The sequence below is a fragment of the Erythrobacter donghaensis genome, assembly GCF_002155425.1.
GTDB classification, from domain to species: Bacteria; Pseudomonadota; Alphaproteobacteria; order Sphingomonadales; family Sphingomonadaceae; genus Erythrobacter; species Erythrobacter donghaensis.
Genome location: NZ_MUYG01000011.1, coordinates 550,128 through 568,089, shown reverse-complemented (window position 1 = coordinate 568,089; position 17,962 = coordinate 550,128). Strand labels below are relative to the sequence as shown.

The window sequence follows — 17,962 nt, the reverse complement described above, 5'->3', positions numbered from 1 at the left end:
CTCACCGTGACGCGATGAAGGCGCGCCAGCCGCCCAGATGGGTGATGTCCTGCGCCCCGGTCAGCGCGCGCGGCTCGGCGACGAAGCCCTTGACGCTGCTGCCATCGGCGAGCGTGACCGTGCCGATCGCAAGCGGCGGGGGCACCTCGGCGACGAAGCTGCCAAAGCTTGCCATGTCGAGCTCGTAGACCTCCAGCGCGATGGCGGCGCCGTCCTCGGCATGCACCAAAGCAGGCTTGGGGGGCACGGAATCGGCCATGGCGTAGAGCCGGTAGTTGGGCGCGGTGGTGAAGGCTCCGACGAAGGTCGCCCCCCGGCTGGTCAGCTGCCAGTGCAGCGGCATGCCTTCGAGGTGGGCGCCCACGACGGCGAGTTTGACGGTCTCCATACGGTCTCCAAGATCGAGCGGTGGTGGGGGCTTCAGGGCGGCTACGGACAGATAGGCACCCGCGAGGGCGATCAGTGCCTTGTCGCTATGGGCCGGGCCGATCAGGGTGATACCGAAGCCCGTGCCGTTGGACTTCGCCCCCGCCGGGACGGCAATCGCAGCCATATCGAGCAGGTTCACGAAATTGGTGTAGCGCCCGAGATTGCTGTTGAGCGCCACCGGCGCTTCGAGCAATTCGGCCACGCGGTAGGTCGTGCCGGTGGTCGGAAAGGCGAGCGCATCGACCTCGCCCCACATCGCCTCGGCATGGCGCTGGAGTTCGGCGAGGCGGTAGATGCCGTTCCACAACTCGGTAGCCAGCATCGCGGCGCCCGGCGCGATCACCTCGCGCACCACGGGGTCGATCGCGAGCGGGTTGCTTTCGAGCAGCGGCGCGATCGCGGCGGTGCGCTCGGCCACCCAGGGCCCGCCATAGAGCAGCTGCGTGGCCTCGAGCAGCGGGTCGATGTCGATCTCCACCAGCACATGATCGCGGGCCAGCGCCTCCAGCGCGCGGGTGTAGAGATACTCTGCCTCAGTATCGCCGAAGAACTGCCGCTGATCCACGCGCGGCACCCCGATCCGTCTGCCCCCCAGCGCGACATCCTGCGGCGCGCGGGAGAAGGCATCCTCGGCATCGAAACCCGCCAACACGCCATCGACCAGCGCCGCATCCTCAAGGCGGTCGGCAAACACCGTGATGCAATCGAGCGTGCGGCAGGCCGGCACCAGCCCGCGCGTGCTCCAGCGGCCCTTGGAGGGCTTCAGGCCGACAAGATGATTGAACGCCGCCGGCACGCGCCCCGACCCGGCTGTGTCGGTGCCGAGCGCAAAGGCTACCAGCCCCGCCGCAGTCGCTACGGCACTCCCCGACGACGACCCGCCGCTGACATAGTCGCGGTTGTAGGCATTGCGCGGGATGCCATAGGGGCTGCGCGTGCCCACAAGGCCCGTGGCGAACTGGTCGAGATTGGTCTTGCCCACACAAATCGCACCCGCCGCTTCGAGCCGTTCGATCACCGTGGCCGAGCGTTCGGGCCGATAGGCGAAGGCCGGGCAGGCGGCGGTGGTCTCGAACCCCGCCACGTCGATATTGTCCTTGGCCGCATAGGGCACCCCGGCGAGCGGCAGGTGCTCGCCCGCTGCGACGCGCGCATCGATGGCGCGGGCGGCGGCGCGCAGGGCTTCGGGGTCGGCGCGGGAGATCCACACCTGCGGCTGATGCGCGTCGTAGGCGGCGAGACGCACGAGGGTCTCTTCCATCACGGCCAGCGCGGTGGTCGCCCCGCTGCCGACGGCCCCGGCGATCTCGCCAGCGGAAAGGCGGGCGAAGTCGGTCACGAGGCCCTCCTCAGCGCCAGCATCGGCGCGCCGGGGGCGAGCGACTGGCCCTCGCCGATATAGACGGCCTCCACTGTGCCGCTGGCAGGGGCCTCGAACGGACATTCCATCTTCATCGCCTCAATCACCGCGATCACATCGCCCTCCACCACCGCATCGCCGGGGCTGACCAGCATCTTCCACACGCTTCCGCCAAAGGGCGCCTCGATCAGGTCCGCGCCTTCGGGAACGTCGATGGCGGCGGCATCGCCTGTCCCGTCCTCCGCCCCGAGCAGTTCGCTCACCCGGTCGAACTCGCCGCTCGCCTCCCACGCGGCGCGCTCGGCATCGAAGGCAGCCTGACGGGTGCTCTCGAATTCGGCGATGCTGGCGGCGTTGTCGGCGAGGAAGGCGCGGTAATGGGCGAGGCGGAAGGTGGTCTCCTCGACCCGGATCGCGCGCCGCCCATGCGGGAAGTCGCGCCGCCATTCGACAAGCTCCTCGGCGCTGACAGGGAAGAAACGGATCTGGTCGAAGAACCGCAGCAGCCACGGCTTGCCCTCGGTAAAGTCCTGTGTCTGACGGTGCGTGTTCCAGACCTGAATGGTGCGCCCGAACAGCTGGTAGCCGCCCGGGCCTTCCATGCCGTAGATGCACATATAGGCCCCGCCGATCCCCACCACATTAGGCGGCGTCCAAGTGCGCGCGGGGTTGTATTTGGTGGTGACAAGCCGGTGTCGCGGATCGACCGGGGTCGCGACCGGCGCGCCGAGATAGACGTCTCCCAGCCCGAGCACGAGGTAGCTCGCATCGAAGATCAGGTCTTCCACCGCCTGCGTGTCGGGCAGGCCGTTGATGCGGCGAATGAACTCGATATTGTCGGGGCACCACGGCGCATCGTCGCGCACGGTGCCGACATATTTGGCGATGGTCTCCGCGATTGCCGGGTCGCGCCAGCTCAGCGGCAGATGGACGATCCGCGAGGGCGCCTCGAAGTCGGCAAGGTCGCCCATCGCCGCCTCGGCCTGCTGCAAGGCGGCAAGCGCGCGGGCCTGATCGAGCCGCTCGCCGTCGAAATGCAATTGCAGCGAGCGGATGCCCGGGGTGATGTCGATCACGCCGGGGAGTGCCATTGCCTCCAGCGCCTGCATCAGCGCATGGATGCGGATGCGCAGCTCGATGTCGAGCACGATCTCGCCATATTCGACAAGGATGTTGCGGTCGCCCTGCTGGCGATATGTGGTGCGCGGGCGGCAGCTTGTCGCGGGGAATTCGGCGAGGATCGGCGAAAGGTCGGCGATGGGGCGCGGCACGGCGGTGTCGGCAATGCTTACGGGCACGAAGCGCACCCGGTCATCGGGGCTCAGCTGGCCGATCTTCCACCGGTCGTCGGCGATCACAGTGAAGGGGCAGACGAAGCCGCCCAGCGACGGCCCGTCCGGCCCGAGGATGATCGGCATGTCCCCGGTGAAATCGACTGCGCCGATGGCGTAGGCGTTGTCGTGGATGTTCGAGGGGTGCAGCCCCGCCTCCCCCCCGTCACGCCGCGCCCATTCGGGCTTGGGGCCGACGAGGCGCACCCCGGTGCGATTGGAGTTGTAGTGCACCTGCCACTCGGCTTCGAGAAAGCGGGCGATGTCGCCCTCGGTGAAGAAATCGGGCGCGCCGTGGGGGCCGTAGAGGACGCGCAGCTCCCATGTTCGGGTGAGCGCGGGGAGCGCTGCGGGTTCGGGCGCGCTGGTCGGGCCGTCGCCCAGATGCAGCACATCGCCCGCCACCAACCCGCGCGCCGCATGGCCGCCGAACTGGCCGAGGGTGAAGGTTGCCGCCGAGCCGAGATAGGGCACCACATCCAGCCCGCCCGCGATCAGGATATAGCCGCGCATCCCCCCGCCGCTGGCCCGCCCCATGGCGAGGGTCTGCCCGGCGTGGATGCGGAGCGCTTCACCGCGCGGCACCGCCACGCCATCGAGCGTCGCCCCGAAATCCGCACCGGCAAGGTAGATGGTCGCATCGCTCTCGAACAGCAGAGTCGGGCCGCTGGCGGTGACCTCCAGCCCGGCCGTGCCCTCGGGGTTGCCGAGGATGCGGTTGCCGGTGCGGAAGCTCAGGTCATCCATCGGGCCGCTAGGCGGCACGCCCACGTTCCAGAGCCCGAGCCGCCCCGGCCAGTCCTGTACCGACGTGGCGGTGCCGCCGGCGATCACGCGGATCGCGTGGCGCCGGTAGTTCACGCCTTCGAGCAGTCTGGTGGAGACATTGCCGCTGGTGAAGCCCTCTTGCCGGACAACCTCCCGCAGCCAGCGCAGGTTGGTCTCGATCCCGTCGATTCGGGAATGGTCGAGCGCCGCCTGCATCGCCGCAATCGCATCCTCGCGGGTATCGGCGTGGGTGATCAGCTTCGCCAGCATCGGGTCGTAAAAGGCGCTGACCTCGCTGCCCGCCATCACCCAGGTCTCGGCGCGAATGCCTTCGGGAAAGGCGACATTGGTGAGCGTGCCGGTGGTGGGGCGATAGTCCTGTCCCGGATCCTCGGCGTAGAGCCGCACCTGCACGGAATGGCCGTGCGGCCTCGGCGCGGGGGCATCGAGCATCGTGAAATCGCCCGCCGCGCCGCGGATCATCCATGCGACCAGATCGATCCCCAACACTTCCTCGGTGACACCGTGTTCGACCTGAAGGCGGGTGTTCATCTCGAGGAAGAAGAAGTCCTCGCGCTGCGCATCGTAGAGGAATTCCACGGTGCCTGCTGACAGGTATCCCGCCGCCTCGCCGAGCCGGACGGCGGCGGCAATCAGCTCGGCGCGCTTGGTGTCGGAGAGGCAGGGCGCGGGGGCCTCCTCAACGACCTTCTGGTTGCGCCGCTGGAGCGAGCAGTCGCGCTCTCCCAGCGCCATGACGCGGCCCTTGCCATCGCCGAAGATCTGCACTTCGATATGGCGCGCGCGGAGGATGTAGCGTTCGAGGAACACGCCCGCATCGCCGAAGCTCGCCTCGCCCTGACGCACCACGGCGGCGAACCCCTCGCGCACTTGCGCCTCGGTCTCGCACACCCGCATCCCGATGCCGCCGCCCCCAGCGGTGGCCTTGAGCATCACCGGATAGCCGATCCGCGCCGCTGCCTCCGCCGCCGCGTCCTCGCCGGTCAGCAGATCGGTGCCGGGCGCGAGTGGCAGGCCGTGCGCCTTCGCCAGCGCGCGGGCAGAGTGCTTGAGGCCGAAAGTGCGGATATTCTCCGGCGTCGGTCCGATGAATGCGATCCCCGCCGCCGCGCAGGCTTCCGCAAAGTCGGCATTCTCGGCGAGGAAGCCGTAGCCCGGATGGATCGCCCCTGCCCCCGTCGCCTTGGCCGCTGCGAGGATCGCCTCGACATTCAGATAGCTCTGCGCCGCCGGCCCCGGCCCGATGCACACTGCTTCGTCCGCCGCGCTGACATGGAGCGAGCCCGCGTCGGCCTCGGAATAGACCGCCACCGTCCTGAGCCCCATCCCGCGCGCGGTGCGGATGATCCGCGCCGCAATCGCGCCCCGGTTCGCGATGAGGACGGTATCGAAACTCATGCCGCAACGATCATCCGCACCGGCGTGGGGTTGAATCCGTTGCAGGGATTGTTGATCTGCGGACAGTTGGAGACGACGACGATCACGTCCATCTCCGCGCGCAGGTCCACCGTCAGGCCCGGCGCCGAGATGCCGTCGACGATGCCGAGCGTCCCGTCATCCTCGACCGGCACGTTCATGAAGAAGTTGATGTTCGAGACGATATCGCGCTTGCCGCGCCCTTGGGTGAGGTTCGCTTCAAGGAAATTGTCGACGCAGGCGTGTTGATGCCTGGTATGATGTCCATAGCGCAAGGTGTTGGATTCGCAAGAACAGGCGCCGCCGATGGTATCGTGATATTCGACCGCGCTGTCGACGATGGTCATCAGCGGGTTGCCCTCGTTCGAGAGCAGCACGGTGCCCGTGCGCAGGAACAGGTTGCCCTGCGCCGCCACCGTGTCCTGTGCGGAGTAACGCTCGGCATCGTCGGCTGCGGCGTAGATCAGGAAATCGACCGCCTGATTGCCCTCGACATCGACGATTCGCAGCACCTCGCCCTTGCGGACATGGTGCAGCCACGGCGCGCGGGCGGGCACGATTTCGTCGTGGACGATGGAGCCGGAAAGGCCGGAGAGGGCCGGATCGTCGGTCATGTTTTGCCTTTGGACGAAGGGGTTAGCGGCGGTAGTAATCCTCGGTGTTGAGGAAGGCGCGCTGCCCTTCTGGCGTGGCATTGCGCACGGGGTCTTCGTGTGGAGTGATCGGGCCACGCCACGCGGTGACTCGCAGCGGGGTCGAATGGTATCCGGGGCGCGGGTCGAGCACGTGGGGGCAGTTTGCGATCACGAGGATCACCTCCATCTCGGCGCGCAGCAGCACGGCGCGGCCTGCGTCGAATGGGCCGATAAGGGGGGTGATGCCGCCATCGGCCTCGATCTTAGTGCCCTTGAACAGGTTTATCGCCGGATGGACATCGCGGCGCGTCAGCCCATGCTTGGCCGCGCCGAGGATCAGCCGGTCGCGCCCGTTGGGGTAAGCACCCGAATTGCGACCCTCGCCATATTTCCGCAGGTTGCTGGCGGCATTTGAGACACCGCAGAAGGTGTCATGCGTCCCCGAGCCGTCTTCCAGAATGCTCGCCAGCACCCGGCCCATGTCGCTCAGCAACAGCTTGCCTTCGCCCAGATAGGCGTTCCACTGCACCTTCACCGTATCGGCGACATTCAGCCGCTCGGTCGGCATTTCGGCGTTGAAGATATTGAGGCTCGCGCAGGCATCCCCTGCTTTGTCGATCAGCCGCAGCCGCGTGCCGCGCGCGATCCGGCGCGAGGTGTAGCCGCCGGGGGCGACGGTCTCCTCCCAGACGAGGTCTTCCGGCGCGACACCGTTAGGCAAGTCGTCGGCGACCGGAGGCAGCACCGGCATGGTCTCGACCCGCGTCCCGCCTTGCGCGCGGGCGTGTTCACGCGCCGACTTGGGATCAGCGGTGCCGCTCATTCGGCGGCCTCCTGCGCAGGGCTTGCATCCTGCTCGTGCAGCGGCGGGAGCAGCGCGGTGGTGGTGACGAGCTGCAATTGCTGCACGCCCCGGATCTTGCGCAGCGCATCGCAGAGCTGCTTCAGCCGCACCGCCGGGCCCTGCACCAGCAACACCTCGAGCGACTGGTCTTCCTCGAGGAAAACGTGCTGCGAGGAGATCACCTCCTTCAGATAATCCACCTGCGTTTCAGCGAGTTGCTGGCGCACCCTGCCACCGCCTCCAGCATAGACGATGGTGATCGTGCCCGCGAGCGTCTCGTCCGGGCGGGTCAGCGCTTCATGCTCGGCAAGCGCATGGCGGATCAGTTCGGCGATCAGCTGCGAGCGCGAGGGCAGCCCGCGTTCCTCCACCATCATGTCGAGCTGGCGGAACAGCTCGGCCGGCAGGCTCATCGAAAGGCGAGCAAGGCGGGAAGGCTCGGAAGTGCTCATGCGCAGACCATTTCAATTATTACCAACTGTGTCAATCGTAATACCAGCGGCCGCGATACCGGCAGCCATCTCCGCCGCTTCGGTCTCGTCACTCACCGCCTGCTTGCGGGTCAGTTCGAGGTCATAGACCACACCTGCCCCGTAGCGGTGCGGCGCGTGCGGATCGTGGCGGCGCTTGTCGAGCGTGAGCACGCGGGTGCCGAGGCTGAAAGCCTCCTTGATGTCGTGCGTCACCATGATGATGGTCAGCCCATGCTCGCGCCACAACCGGGTGATGAGCGTGTGCATATCGGCGCGGATACCGGGGTCGAGCGCGCCGAAGGGCTCATCGAGCAGCAGGATGCGGGGCCGCTTGATCAGCGCTTGCGCGATGGCGAGGCGCTGCTGCATCCCGCCCGACATCTGCGCCGGATAAAGCTGCGCGCTATCGGCCAGCCCCACCTGTTCCAGCATCGCCTCCGCCTCGGCCCGCGCGGCGCGGCGGGCGCTGCCGAACAGGCGCGCCGTGAAGGGCGATGCGCCGAATTCCAGCCCGAGCAGCACATTGCCCAGCACGGTAAGATGCGGGAAGACCGAATAGCGCTGGAACACCACGCCGCGGTCGGGCCCGCATTCCTCCGGCAGCAGCGCCCCGTCAAGGCTGATACGCCCGCGCGTCGGCTGCTCCTGCCCGAGGATCAGGCGCAAGAGGCTGCTCTTGCCCGCCCCCGATGGCCCGATGATCGAGACGAAGGACCCCTTGGCGATATCGAGCGAAATCCGCTCGAGCACGACCTTATCGCCATATTCGACCCAGACGTTGCGCAAGGTCAGCATGGCTCAGTGCGCCCCTGCATGGGCCCAGCCGAACAACCGGCGGCTGGCCTGCGTGAGCGCGAAGTCCATCACCACCGCCAACAGCGCGATCCACACCACGTAGGGCAGGATCACGTCCATCGCGAGGTAGCGCCGCACGAGGAAGATGCGGTAGCCGAGGCCGACATCGGCAGCGATCGCCTCGGCCGAGATCAGGAATACCCATGCAGGGCCGAGCGAGAGGCGCAGGGCCTCGATCAGGCGCGGCATTGCCTGGGGCAGCGCAACGCGCAGCATCACGCCCCACGAATTCGCGCCGAGCGTCAGCGCCTTGATCACCTGCTCACGGGGCAAAGCGCCGATGTGGCCGGCGACGTCACGGATCATGAACGGCGCGACCCCGACCACGATCAGCGCCACCTTGGCGGTCTCGCCCAAGCCGAAAACGATGAACAAAATCGGCAGCAGCGCGATCGGCGGGACCACCGCGATCGCCGTCACCAGCGGGCCGAGCGTGCTTCTGACCGGCGGCAGCGTGCCCAGCACCAGTCCGACCACGAGGGCCGAGAGCGTCGCGATCCCCAGTCCCGCCCCCAACCGCCACAGGCTGGCGAGCGTATCGGCCCAGAACAGATACTGGCCCGAGAGCGGATCGGGCTCGAACACCAGACCCGCCATCGCCGCCGCCATCGCGCCGGGGAGCGGCAGGATCTTGTCGGCAGGGTTCTCCGCATGGCGTGCGGCGGCGGCGATGATGTAGGCCAGCGCCAGCACCAGCAGCGGCAGCACGCCGAGCATGAGCCCGCGGCTGCGCTGCGGCTGGGCTGTCACCCAGCGCATCGGCTTAAAGCTTCCCGTCCGCGGCCATCTGCATATAGGTCGGATCGAAGCGCAGCGTGATCGCGGCCTTGTCGCCGAGCGTCTTGCCACCCGGAAACTCCATCCCCACCGCATCGGCCGAGCGCGCGCCCTGTCCGAACAGGCCCTGCGCGAAGGAGAAATCGCGCACGCGGGTCATGGTGGTCAGCAGGTCGCCCGATTGCATCGCCGCGACCGCCGCCTTGGGATCGGTGTAGAGGAAGGTGGTGGCGAGCTGGCCTTCGAAGGCCTCCGGGGTCGTGCCCGCCAGCTTCGCCATCGCGGCGCGCGCGGCTGCGCCTTCGGCATCCTGCCGCGCCATCAGCGTCATGGTCTCGTACCAGATCCCGGCAAGCGCCTTGCCCAAGTCGGGATTGGCCTTGAGCGTCGCGGTATCGACCACCAGCAGGTCGAGGATCTCGCCCGGAATATCGGCCGAGGTGAACACCACCTTCGTCCCCGCAATCCCCTTCATGGTGGTGACCTGCGGGTTCCAAGCCACCGCCGCGGTGACATCGGGCGACGAGAAGGCGGCGGCAATATCGGCATCCGAGGTGTTGACCGTCTTCACGTCAGTCAGCTTCATTCCGCTGGTTTCGAGCGCGCGGGCGAGCAGGTAGTGCGAGACCGACAGCTCTGCGAGATAGACCTGCCGGCCCTTGATCCCGGCTACCCCGTCCGCGCCCTTCAGCAGCACCGCGTCATTGCCGTTGGAATAGTCGCCGAGGATGATCGCCGAGGTGTCCTTGCCGCCCGCTGCGGGAATGGTGAGCGCATCCATGTTGGCGACCGTCACCCCGTCCAGCTTGCCGGCGGTGTACTGGTTCACGCTCTCGATGTAGTCGTTGACCTGCACGAACTTGATATCGATGCCGTATTTGTCGCTCCACTTCTTCACGATCCCGGCTTGCTGGGCATAGGGCCAGGGCATCCAACCGGCATAGATCGACCAGCCGATCGCGAATTCGGTCTTGGGTGCGGCGGGTTCTTCCTCGCCCCCCGAACAGGCGGCCACCGCCAGCGCGCAGGCAAGAAGCAGGAAACGAGCCGCACGGCGAAGCTGATCGAGCATGATTCGGGGGTCCTTTCGCAAGCGCAGCATCCCCGCAAACCTGGCGTTTGTCCATGGGGAATTATTACGATTGATTGCAAACGTAATATGGTGATGATGGGCCCCACGATGGCAGGAAATGCGCCCGCCGGGTGCACCGATCTCTCCCTGCCCCGGATGGAGGCACGACCCATGATCCGCACACCCGTTCCGCGCCCGATCGTCACCGTTATCGCTGCGTCTCTGGCCCTTAGCGCCTGTGCGCCCGAGGCTAGCGAGCCTCCGCAGGACACCACCGGCTCCGCGCCCGACCTAACCGAGAACGCGATGAAGGTGCCCGGTTTTGCCGACTTTCTCGCGGTCGATGGCGATACCGTGTGGGTCACCAATGACGGGCGGGTCGAACAGTGGTCGCCCAGCGGAAAGATCGCCGCGACGCCTGTCCCGCGCCCCTGCGGCACGATGGCGATTGCGGAAGGCGCGCTGTGGGTCGCCAATTGCAAGGGCGGGGAGGTGTGGCGCATCAACCTGAAGACCGCGGCGGTCGAAGCCAAGATTGCGACCGGCCTTGCCAATCCCAAGGGGGAGACCAACGTGGTCGCAGGCGCAGGCGCGGTGTGGGTGCCGTCCGACGCGGCGGGCAAGGTCGCGCGGATCGACCCTGCCACCAACACCGTCACCGCCACCGTGAGCGTCGCGCCCGAGACCTGGTATCTCGCCTATGGCTTCGACGCGCTGTGGGCGGTGTCGAGCGAAGGCAAGCTGCTCCAGAAGATCGACCCGGCCACCAATGCTGTCACCGGCACGGCGGCGCTCGGCGACACGCCGGGCTTCCTCGCAGCAGGCGAGGGCGCGGTGTGGGTGCAGGAACAGGGCGACGGCACCGTGGCCAAGGTCGATCCGGCCGCGCTCACCGTCAGCGGGCGCACCAAGGTCGGCGACAATCTCAAATGGGGCGATATCGACGCGGCAGGCGGCGCGGTGTGGCTGCGCACCACCGACGATCAGACGATGGTGGTGATTGACCCGGCCAGCATGACACTGCGCGCGCGCATGGGCCCGGCGGTGGGCAGCGGCGCGCTGCGCTGGACACCGAAGGGCGTGTGGACCTCGGCCCACGACAACGAAACGCTGTCATGGTGGAGCGCGCCTGCCGGAAAATAGGCAAAAAGAAGCGCGCGGGGTGGGTCGCAAAACCCCGCGCGCTTCAACTTGTTTTATGCGACGCCCGAAGCGCTCTTATGTTCTAGAACTTGTAACCCAGCTCCACCCCGAACCGCTGGCGTCCGCCGGGCGAGATGAACGAACCGCCGAACTCGACCGCGGTGATCACCTCGTTCAGGTACTTCTCGTTGAACAGATTCTCGGCATAGGCGGTGATCGACCACTGATCGCCCTCAAACCCGACGCGCAGGTCCATCACGGCGAAGCTGTCACGCTGTGCCACCGAATAATCGGCATCGCCCACGAAGGCCGGCAGTGCCAGCGCCGATCCCGGCAGCAGCCCGCTGAACAGCGTCGGGTTGGTATCGTCCTGCAGCGTGTGGAACCACGTCGGCCCGGTGATGCGATAATCGGCGCGGGTGACGAAGTTGACGCTGCTGGACACTGGCAGATCCAGCTGGGTGCCAATGTTGATGGTGTAATCAGCGGTATAGGGCGACTTGTTGCCGACCGTGCCGGGGCGCGAGGCGTTTTCCTTGATCTCGCTTTCGGTCACGTTGGCCGATCCGAACACCGTCCAGCCATCGAGAATCTCGGCGGCTAGGTTCGCTTCCGCGCCGTAAAGCTCGACCTCGTCGATGTTAGACACGACGCGCAGCAGGCCGAAGCCGCCGACGAAGAATTCGAAGAACTGCATGTCCTCGACATTGGTGTAATAGCCCGCCAGATCGAAGGTCACCGCGCCATTCAGCAGGCTGCCCTTCACCCCGCCTTCGAAGGCGCTGGAGACTTCCTTGCGATACTGGTCGTCGATATCGACATCGGTGCCGATGAACTGGTTGAAGGCGGAATCGACGATCGCGGCCGAGCCCTGGTTGTTGAACCCGCCCGATTTGAAGCCGATCCCCCAGTTGCCATAGAGATTCACGTCCGGGGTCAGCTCGTAACGGAGCGAGATCTTGGGCTGGAATTGCTTGAAGGTCTCCGATTGCGGCGCGATCGGCTGCACCACCCCGCCGCTGACCGTCTGGCCGGGATTGATCGGGCCGCCGGTGAAGGGATCGAACACCGTCGGCACGAGGCTTTCGACCCGGCGATCCTCGATGTCGTAACGGCCTGCAAGGCTGAGATTGAAGCGGTCGTCCAGATCGGCATCGACCGCAGCGAAGACCGCGTAGACATCGGTGGTGAAGGCATCATTGTAGAGCTGCGTCGTGGGGTTGTCGCTGCCCGGCGCATTGTATAGCTCGCGGCTCACCCCGCGCCCCAAATCCGCGCCGAGGCTAACGCCCACTTCGCGGTCGATGTGCAGGTAATAGGCTCCGACCTGCCATTTCACCGGCCCGTCACCGCTGGAAGCGAGGCGGATTTCGCCGCTGATGTCTTCCTGATTGCGCACCTGCAGCTGGGTGCCGTCGCAGGTGGTGGGGCTGTAGGCGCCAAAGGTCGATCCGGTCGCGGGGTTGAAGATGAAGGGGATCGGGCTCGCCCCGATGAAGGTCGGCGGATTGAGGGGGTAGCCGGTCAGCGCCGCCGTGGTCGCCGCGCAGGAATTGGCCGCCGCAACCGAGGCCGGAGTCGCACCGGCGAAGGTGAAGCGTGCAAAGTCTGCCGAAGTGCCATCCGCAGTCAGCGACTGGTCGACATCGCTGTAGAGCACCCATGCGGTCAGCGTCACCGCATCGAACTCGTGCTCGAGCTTGGCCGAGGTCTCAAAGGTGGTCTGATCGTTGGTCGGGCGGATGTTCGAATAGAAATCGAAGGGATGCTGGTTCACATCCTCGAAGAAGGCCGGGTCCACGCCCGCGAAGTTGGGCAGGTGGAAGCTGGCATTGAAGTTGATCGAAGCACCGTTGAGGTCGGCATAGCGCGCCTTCACGTCGAGCTCGGTGCGCGGGCCCAGTTCCATCACCAGCCGCGCGTCGAGGCCGAACACCTCCTGATCGTCGATGGTCTCGGAATTGTCGAGGAAGCGGTTGCGGAAGAAACCGTCGGTGGTCGAGTAATTGGCCGACACCACCAACCCCGCGGTCTCGCCGATCGGGGTCGCGATATAGGCATTGGCGAGATAGGTGTTGTCCTGCGCGGCGCGCACCAGCACCCCGCCCTCGAGCGTATCGCCCGGCTTCAGCGTCTGCAGCACGATAGCGCCTGCCGCCGCGTTGCGGCCATAGAGCGCGCCTTGCGGGCCTTTGAGGATTTCGACCTGCCGCAGCGTGCCCTGGTTCTGGTTCAACTGCGCGGTGTTGGTCTTGAGAATGCCGTCGACCACCAGCGCGACCGAGCTTTCCGCATCGCGCGCGCCGTTGATCCCGCGGATATTGATCTGGGTGTCGCCCGCTTCCGCCGTGCCGGTGACGATGGTGACGCCCGGGGTCAGCTGGATGAAATCGTCGGCGCGCTGCACGCCGGTCTTGGCGAGGGTCTCGGCCCCGAACACGGTGACCGCCGCGGGCACATCGGCGAGGCTTTCCGACTGGCGGCGGGCGGTGACGATGATGCCCTGCCCCTCGTCCTCGGCTGCCAGATCGTCAGCCGTGGTCTGCTGCGCGGCGGCCGGCATGGCAAGAGCAAGCGCGCCGAGAGCCGCGCCAGAGGCAAGAACCAGACGGATATTCATAAGGCGGCTCTCCTGAAAGGGATCGAGAGGAAGGCGTGGCAAAGTGATGGTCAGGCGCGGGCCTCGCTAAGGCTGGCGCGATAATGGGCAAGACGCAGGGTAGCGGCGCAGGCACGCGCTGCCTGGGCAGGCTGGATCGCAATCGGCTTGCACTGCGAAGTGAACTGCACGGCATACACCCCTGTCGCCATATGGCTTGTTGCCATGGCGGCACGGGTTATTGTATACAAATTGCTCCCGTCAAGTGCTTTCCCCCAAATGGCGCATATCGGCCCCACAAGTGTGTTTTTGCCGCCGCACAGGCTTGCCGGAGACAGCCGATGACCGCACAAGGAACGGCATGACCCCCTCCCCTCTCCTCGCTCGCACCCCTTCCGGCCCGGCATGAGTCGCGCCTCGGACCAGGCCTATGCGAGGATTCGTGCCCATCTCTTGAGCGGCGCGATGGCGGCGGGCGAGCAGATCACTGAAGACCAGCTGGCGCAGATCAGCGGGGTCAGCCGCACACCAGTGCGCGAGGCGGTGCGGCGGCTGGAGGACGAGCTACTGCTGGTGCGCTCCGACACCAAGCGGCTGTTCGTGGCCGACTGGAGCCGCGACGATATCGAGGAGATGTTCGTGCTTCGCCAGATGCTTGAAGGCCATGCCGCCGAACGCGCCGCAAGCCGCCTTTCCCGAGAGCAGATCGCCGCGCTGGAGGCCGTCAATCGCGATCTCACGGCGGCGGTCGAACAGGCCAGCCCCGATGTCGCGCGGTTTCTCGAGGCCAACCGCGCATTCCATGACGTGATCATCGACGCCGCCCAATCGCCGCGCCTCGCACAGCTGCTGGCGCGGCTGGTCGAGGCGCCGGTGGTGCTGCGCACCGCGCGTACCTATACCCGCGAGGACCTGCTGCAATCGGCGCGCGATCACGATGAACTGATCGCCGCCTTCACCGCCCGCGATCCGGACTGGGCGCGCGCAGTAATGGGCAGCCACCTGCGCCGCGCCTTCCACACCTTTGCAAGGGCCGTGGGGCCGACGAAGGAGCGCGACGCAGCAGCGTAACGACCCTGCAACCACCCCGTGACGACCATGCAACGGCCACGCGACGCGCTCGCCCGTCGAAGCCCGCAGAAACGCAACGGACGACGACAGGTTCCCGGCCAAAAGCGACACCAGCGTCATTGCAATTGTATACAATTTGGCTAAACCTTGCGATGACGATCCCCCAATGTCAGGCGATTCACCATGAGCTTCGAGAACATCGAACTGGTCGAGGTCGGCCCGCGCGACGGCTTGCAGAACGAGCCCGACATCATCGGCACCGCAACCAAGCTGGCGCTGATCGACCGCATGATCGGCTATGGCGCGCGGCGGCTGGAGGTGGCGAGCTTCGTCCACCCGCAGCGTGTGCCGCAGATGGCGGATGCAGAAAACGTGATCGCGGGCCTGCCGGACCGGAAGGACTGCACCTATGTCGGCCTCGTCCTCAACAAACGCGGCGTGATGCGGGCGCTGGCGACCCGAGAGGGCGGCAAGCGGGGCGTCGATCAGGTCGGCTGCGTGGTGGTCGCCAGCGACACCTTCGGCCAGAAGAACCAGGGCCAGACCATCGCGGAAGGCATTACCGAAACCCGCGACATGCTGCGCTTCGCCCGTGCCGAAGGGATGCGCGCACAGGTCACGATCAGCGCCGCCTTCGGCTGCCCGTTCGAGGGCGAGGTCAAGCATTCCACCGTCCTCGCCATCGCCGAGGAACTGGCGATCGAAAACCCCGAAGAAATCGCGCTCGCCGACACCATCGGCGTCGGCACGCCCTTCGAGGCGGGCGAATTGTTCGGCAAGCTCGGCGAATTGCTCATCGGCAAAATCCCGATGCGCGCGCATTTTCACAACACCCGCGGCACCGGCATCGCCAATGCGTGGGAGGCCTACAAGGCGGGGGTGGGCATTTTCGACGCCTCATTGGGCGGCCTCGGCGGCTGCCCCTTCGCGCCGCGCGCCACCGGCAACATCGCCACCGAGGACCTCATCTACATGATGGCGCGTTCGGGAGTGGCGACAGGTATCGATCTCGACGCGGCGATCGCCGCCAACAAGTGGTTTGCGCAGCTGCTGGGGCGCGAATTGCCCTCAGCGGTTGCCCGCGCAGCATAATCAAGAGGAAACGGCATGACATACAGGTTGGGTGTGGACGTGGGCGGGACTTTCACCGACCTCTTGCTGTTCGACGAGGCAAGCGGTGCCTTCTGGCGGCACAAGACCCCCTCGACCCCGCATGATTCCTCGGAAGGCATCCTGACGGGGGTGAAGGCGATCACCGAGAAGGCGGGGATCACCGCCGCCGATATCGTCTATTTCCTCCACGGCACCACGGTCGCCACCAATGCCGTGCTAGAGGGCAAGGGTGCGCGCGTGGGCTTGGTCACGACACAGGGCTACCGCGACATCATGCAGATCGCGCGCAGCTTCGTGCCCGGTGGGCTTGCGGCTTGGATCGTGTGGCCCAAGCCTCAGCCTTTGGCGCGACTTGAACACACGGTCGAGGTGCCGGGACGGATGGATGCGCAAGGCCGCGAGGTCGCCCCGCTTGACGAGGATGCGGTCCGCGCTGCGCTGCGCAAGCTCAAGGGTGACGGGATCGAAGCGCTCACCGTCTCCCTGATGAACGCCTATCTCAACGGCGCGCACGAAGCCCGCATCGGGGAAATCGCCGCCGAGGAACTGCCGGGCATCCCCGTCTCGCTGAGCCACGAAGTCCTGCCCGAAATGCAGGAATACGAGCGCACGCTTTCGACCGTCGCCAATGCAGCGGTGCGCCCGGTGGTGTCGAAATACGTCTCGAACCTGCGCACCAAGCTGGAGGCGGAAGGCCTCAAGGGCCGCCTCTCGCTGCTGCGTTCCGATGGCGGGCTCATGTCGAGCCAGAAGGCCGAGGAGCACCCGGTCAACATCCTCATGTCCGGCCCCGCGGGCGGTGTGACGGGCGCGCTGTGGGTCGCCAAGAATGCGGGCTTCGAGAATATCCTGACGCTCGACGTGGGCGGCACCTCGACCGACGTCGCGCTGATACAGGGCCTCGAGCCGCGCCGTCAGCGCACCACCGAAGTCGGCCACCTCTCGGTGCGCGCTTCGGCATTGGACGTGAAAACCGTGGGCGCGGGCGGCGGCTCGATCGCCCACGTCCCGCAATTGACCGGCGCGCTGCGTGTCGGGCCGGAGAGCGCGGGCGCGGTGCCGGGGCCGGTCGCCTACAACAAGGGCGGCACGCTCCCGACGGTGACCGACGCCAATGTGGTGCTCGGCTACCTGCCCGAAGACCTGCTCGGCGGCAGCTTCAAGCTCGACCGCGAGGGCGCCAAGGCGGCGGTGCAGACCATCGCCGATGCGCTGGGCGTGACGCTGATGGAGGCCGCGCGCGGGATCATCGACATCGTCAACGAGAACATGTTCGGCGCGCTGCGGATGATCTCGGTCCAGCAGGGCTACGACCCGCGCGAATTTGCGCTGATGGGCTTTGGCGGGGCTGGCCCGCTGCATGTGAATGCGGTCGCTCGGCTGATGGGCAGCTGGCCCGCGATCTCCCCCGTCTCCCCCGGCGTGCTCTGCGCGCTCGGCGATGCCACCACGCGGATGCGCACCGAAACCGCGCGCAGCTTCTCGCGCCTCGCCCGCGACACCAGCATCGCTGATCTCGTGCAGGTGCTCGACGACATGGCCGAGCAGACCCGCGGCGAGCTGGTCGCCGACGGCATTCCCGAGGATCAGATCACCTCGCTGTTCGAAATAGACGTGCGCTACGCGGGGCAGGCCTTCGAAGTACCGCTCACCATCACGCAGGACATTCTCGAAAAGGACGGGATCGAAGGCATCCTGGCCCGCTTCGACGAAGAGCACCTGCGCCTGTTCACCTTCAACATGGACACCCCGCACGAGATCGTGAACCTGCGCGCCGTGGCGCAGGGGCAGGCCCCTGCGCTTCCCGCCGCCGAACTGCCCAAGGGCGACGGCAATCCCGCCGCTGCCAAAATCCGCGACCACATGATGTGGATCGGCGGCGAGGAGCGCGCGGCTGTCATCTACGACCGCGCCAGGTTGCGTCAGGGCGACGTCATCGAAGGCCCCGCGATCATCACCGAGATGGATTCGACCACGCTGGTCGAACACGATTGCCGCGCGGCCGTGGACGCGGTCGGCAACATCCTCATCACTCTCAAGGCGGAGGGCTAAGAC

At 66.6% G+C, this 17,962-nt stretch carries 14 protein-coding genes; 4 read left to right on the top strand and 10 right to left on the bottom strand.

What is annotated here, in order from left to right; genetic code table 11:
• Position 1: 1 nt before the first annotated feature.
• Genes atzF through BZF59_RS14160 form a run of 8 tightly spaced genes read right to left on the bottom strand, consistent with a single transcriptional unit; the run spans position 2 to position 9,981 of the window.
• Complete coding sequence (gene atzF, locus BZF59_RS14195; protein ID WP_211277404.1) at positions 2–1,768, bottom strand: allophanate hydrolase; 1,767 nt, start codon at positions 1,766–1,768, stop codon at positions 2–4.
• Positions 1,765–5,307, bottom strand: coding sequence for an urea carboxylase (gene uca / locus BZF59_RS14190; RefSeq protein WP_086608885.1), 3,543 nt, complete (start codon positions 5,305–5,307; stop codon positions 1,765–1,767). Before uca ends, atzF begins: the two co-directional genes overlap by 4 nt.
• The gene (locus tag BZF59_RS14185) at positions 5,304–5,939 is read right to left on the bottom strand and encodes an urea amidolyase associated protein UAAP2 (protein WP_086608884.1); all 636 of its coding nucleotides are present in this window, start codon (positions 5,937–5,939) and stop codon (positions 5,304–5,306) included. The genes uca and BZF59_RS14185 overlap by 4 nt, the downstream gene beginning before the upstream one ends.
• Before the next feature lie 22 nt (positions 5,940–5,961).
• Positions 5,962–6,783: an urea amidolyase associated protein UAAP1 gene (locus BZF59_RS14180; protein ID WP_086608883.1), complete on the bottom strand. Its 822-nt coding sequence runs from the start codon at positions 6,781–6,783 to the stop codon at positions 5,962–5,964.
• Positions 6,780–7,256, bottom strand: a complete 477-nt coding sequence (locus BZF59_RS14175; RefSeq protein WP_245806169.1) for a CopG family ribbon-helix-helix protein — start codon at positions 7,254–7,256, stop codon at positions 6,780–6,782. The genes BZF59_RS14180 and BZF59_RS14175 overlap by 4 nt, the downstream gene beginning before the upstream one ends.
• Before the next feature lie 12 nt (positions 7,257–7,268).
• Complete coding sequence (locus BZF59_RS14170) at positions 7,269–8,072, bottom strand: ABC transporter ATP-binding protein (RefSeq protein ID WP_086608881.1); 804 nt, start codon at positions 8,070–8,072, stop codon at positions 7,269–7,271.
• 3 nt (positions 8,073–8,075) lie between these two features.
• Positions 8,076–8,891, bottom strand: coding sequence for an ABC transporter permease (locus BZF59_RS14165; RefSeq protein ID WP_086608880.1), 816 nt, complete (start codon positions 8,889–8,891; stop codon positions 8,076–8,078).
• Positions 8,892–8,895: 4 nt separating this feature from the next.
• The gene (locus tag BZF59_RS14160; RefSeq protein WP_086608879.1) at positions 8,896–9,981 is read right to left on the bottom strand and encodes a putative urea ABC transporter substrate-binding protein; all 1,086 of its coding nucleotides are present in this window, start codon (positions 9,979–9,981) and stop codon (positions 8,896–8,898) included.
• Between the two features lie 171 nt (positions 9,982–10,152).
• On the opposite strand from BZF59_RS14160, the gene BZF59_RS14155 reads away from it, so the two are divergent.
• The gene (locus tag BZF59_RS14155; protein WP_086609232.1) at positions 10,153–11,124 is read left to right on the top strand and encodes a Vgb family protein; all 972 of its coding nucleotides are present in this window, start codon (positions 10,153–10,155) and stop codon (positions 11,122–11,124) included.
• Positions 11,125–11,206: 82 nt separating this feature from the next.
• Here BZF59_RS14155 and BZF59_RS14150 read toward each other — a convergent pair whose 3' ends face one another.
• Both BZF59_RS14150 and BZF59_RS16270 read right to left on the bottom strand, forming a co-directional pair.
• Positions 11,207–13,744 carry a TonB-dependent receptor gene (locus BZF59_RS14150; protein WP_086608878.1) on the bottom strand — a complete coding sequence of 846 codons (2,538 nt, stop codon included), beginning with the start codon at positions 13,742–13,744 and terminating at the stop codon, positions 11,207–11,209.
• A gap of 50 nt (positions 13,745–13,794) precedes the next feature.
• Positions 13,795–13,950, bottom strand: a complete 156-nt coding sequence (locus BZF59_RS16270) for a hypothetical protein (protein ID WP_211277403.1) — start codon at positions 13,948–13,950, stop codon at positions 13,795–13,797.
• A gap of 178 nt (positions 13,951–14,128) precedes the next feature.
• Between BZF59_RS16270 and BZF59_RS14145 the strand changes: the two genes are divergently transcribed.
• From BZF59_RS14145 to BZF59_RS14135, 3 genes are all read left to right on the top strand, one after another.
• The gene (locus tag BZF59_RS14145; protein ID WP_086608877.1) at positions 14,129–14,794 is read left to right on the top strand and encodes a GntR family transcriptional regulator; all 666 of its coding nucleotides are present in this window, start codon (positions 14,129–14,131) and stop codon (positions 14,792–14,794) included.
• Positions 14,795–14,977: 183 nt separating this feature from the next.
• Positions 14,978–15,886, top strand: a complete 909-nt coding sequence (locus tag BZF59_RS14140; RefSeq protein ID WP_086608876.1) for a hydroxymethylglutaryl-CoA lyase — start codon at positions 14,978–14,980, stop codon at positions 15,884–15,886.
• A gap of 15 nt (positions 15,887–15,901) precedes the next feature.
• Entirely contained in the window at positions 15,902–17,959 is a 2,058-nt protein-coding gene (locus BZF59_RS14135) for a hydantoinase/oxoprolinase family protein (RefSeq protein ID WP_086608875.1), read from the top strand.
• Positions 17,960–17,962: the final 3 nt, after the last annotated feature.

Coding starts and splice junctions, on each gene's coding strand:
- uca (WP_086608885.1), bottom strand. CDS start 5,307: ATGAGTTTCGATACCGTCCTCATCGCGAACCGGGGCGCGATTGCGGCG.
- BZF59_RS14185 (WP_086608884.1), bottom strand. CDS start 5,939: ATGACCGACGATCCGGCCCTCTCCGGCCTTTCCGGCTCCATCGTCCAC.
- BZF59_RS14180 (WP_086608883.1), bottom strand. CDS start 6,783: ATGAGCGGCACCGCTGATCCCAAGTCGGCGCGTGAACACGCCCGCGCG.
- BZF59_RS14175 (WP_245806169.1), bottom strand. CDS start 7,256: ATGAGCACTTCCGAGCCTTCCCGCCTTGCTCGCCTTTCGATGAGCCTG.
- BZF59_RS14170 (WP_086608881.1), bottom strand. CDS start 8,072: ATGCTGACCTTGCGCAACGTCTGGGTCGAATATGGCGATAAGGTCGTG.
- BZF59_RS14165 (WP_086608880.1), bottom strand. CDS start 8,891: ATGCGCTGGGTGACAGCCCAGCCGCAGCGCAGCCGCGGGCTCATGCTC.
- BZF59_RS14160 (WP_086608879.1), bottom strand. CDS start 9,981: ATGCTCGATCAGCTTCGCCGTGCGGCTCGTTTCCTGCTTCTTGCCTGC.
- BZF59_RS14155 (WP_086609232.1), top strand. CDS start 10,153: ATGATCCGCACACCCGTTCCGCGCCCGATCGTCACCGTTATCGCTGCG.
- BZF59_RS14150 (WP_086608878.1), bottom strand. CDS start 13,744: ATGAATATCCGTCTGGTTCTTGCCTCTGGCGCGGCTCTCGGCGCGCTT.
- BZF59_RS16270 (WP_211277403.1), bottom strand. CDS start 13,950: ATGGCAACAAGCCATATGGCGACAGGGGTGTATGCCGTGCAGTTCACT.
- BZF59_RS14145 (WP_086608877.1), top strand. CDS start 14,129: ATGAGTCGCGCCTCGGACCAGGCCTATGCGAGGATTCGTGCCCATCTC.
- BZF59_RS14140 (WP_086608876.1), top strand. CDS start 14,978: ATGAGCTTCGAGAACATCGAACTGGTCGAGGTCGGCCCGCGCGACGGC.
- BZF59_RS14135 (WP_086608875.1), top strand. CDS start 15,902: ATGACATACAGGTTGGGTGTGGACGTGGGCGGGACTTTCACCGACCTC.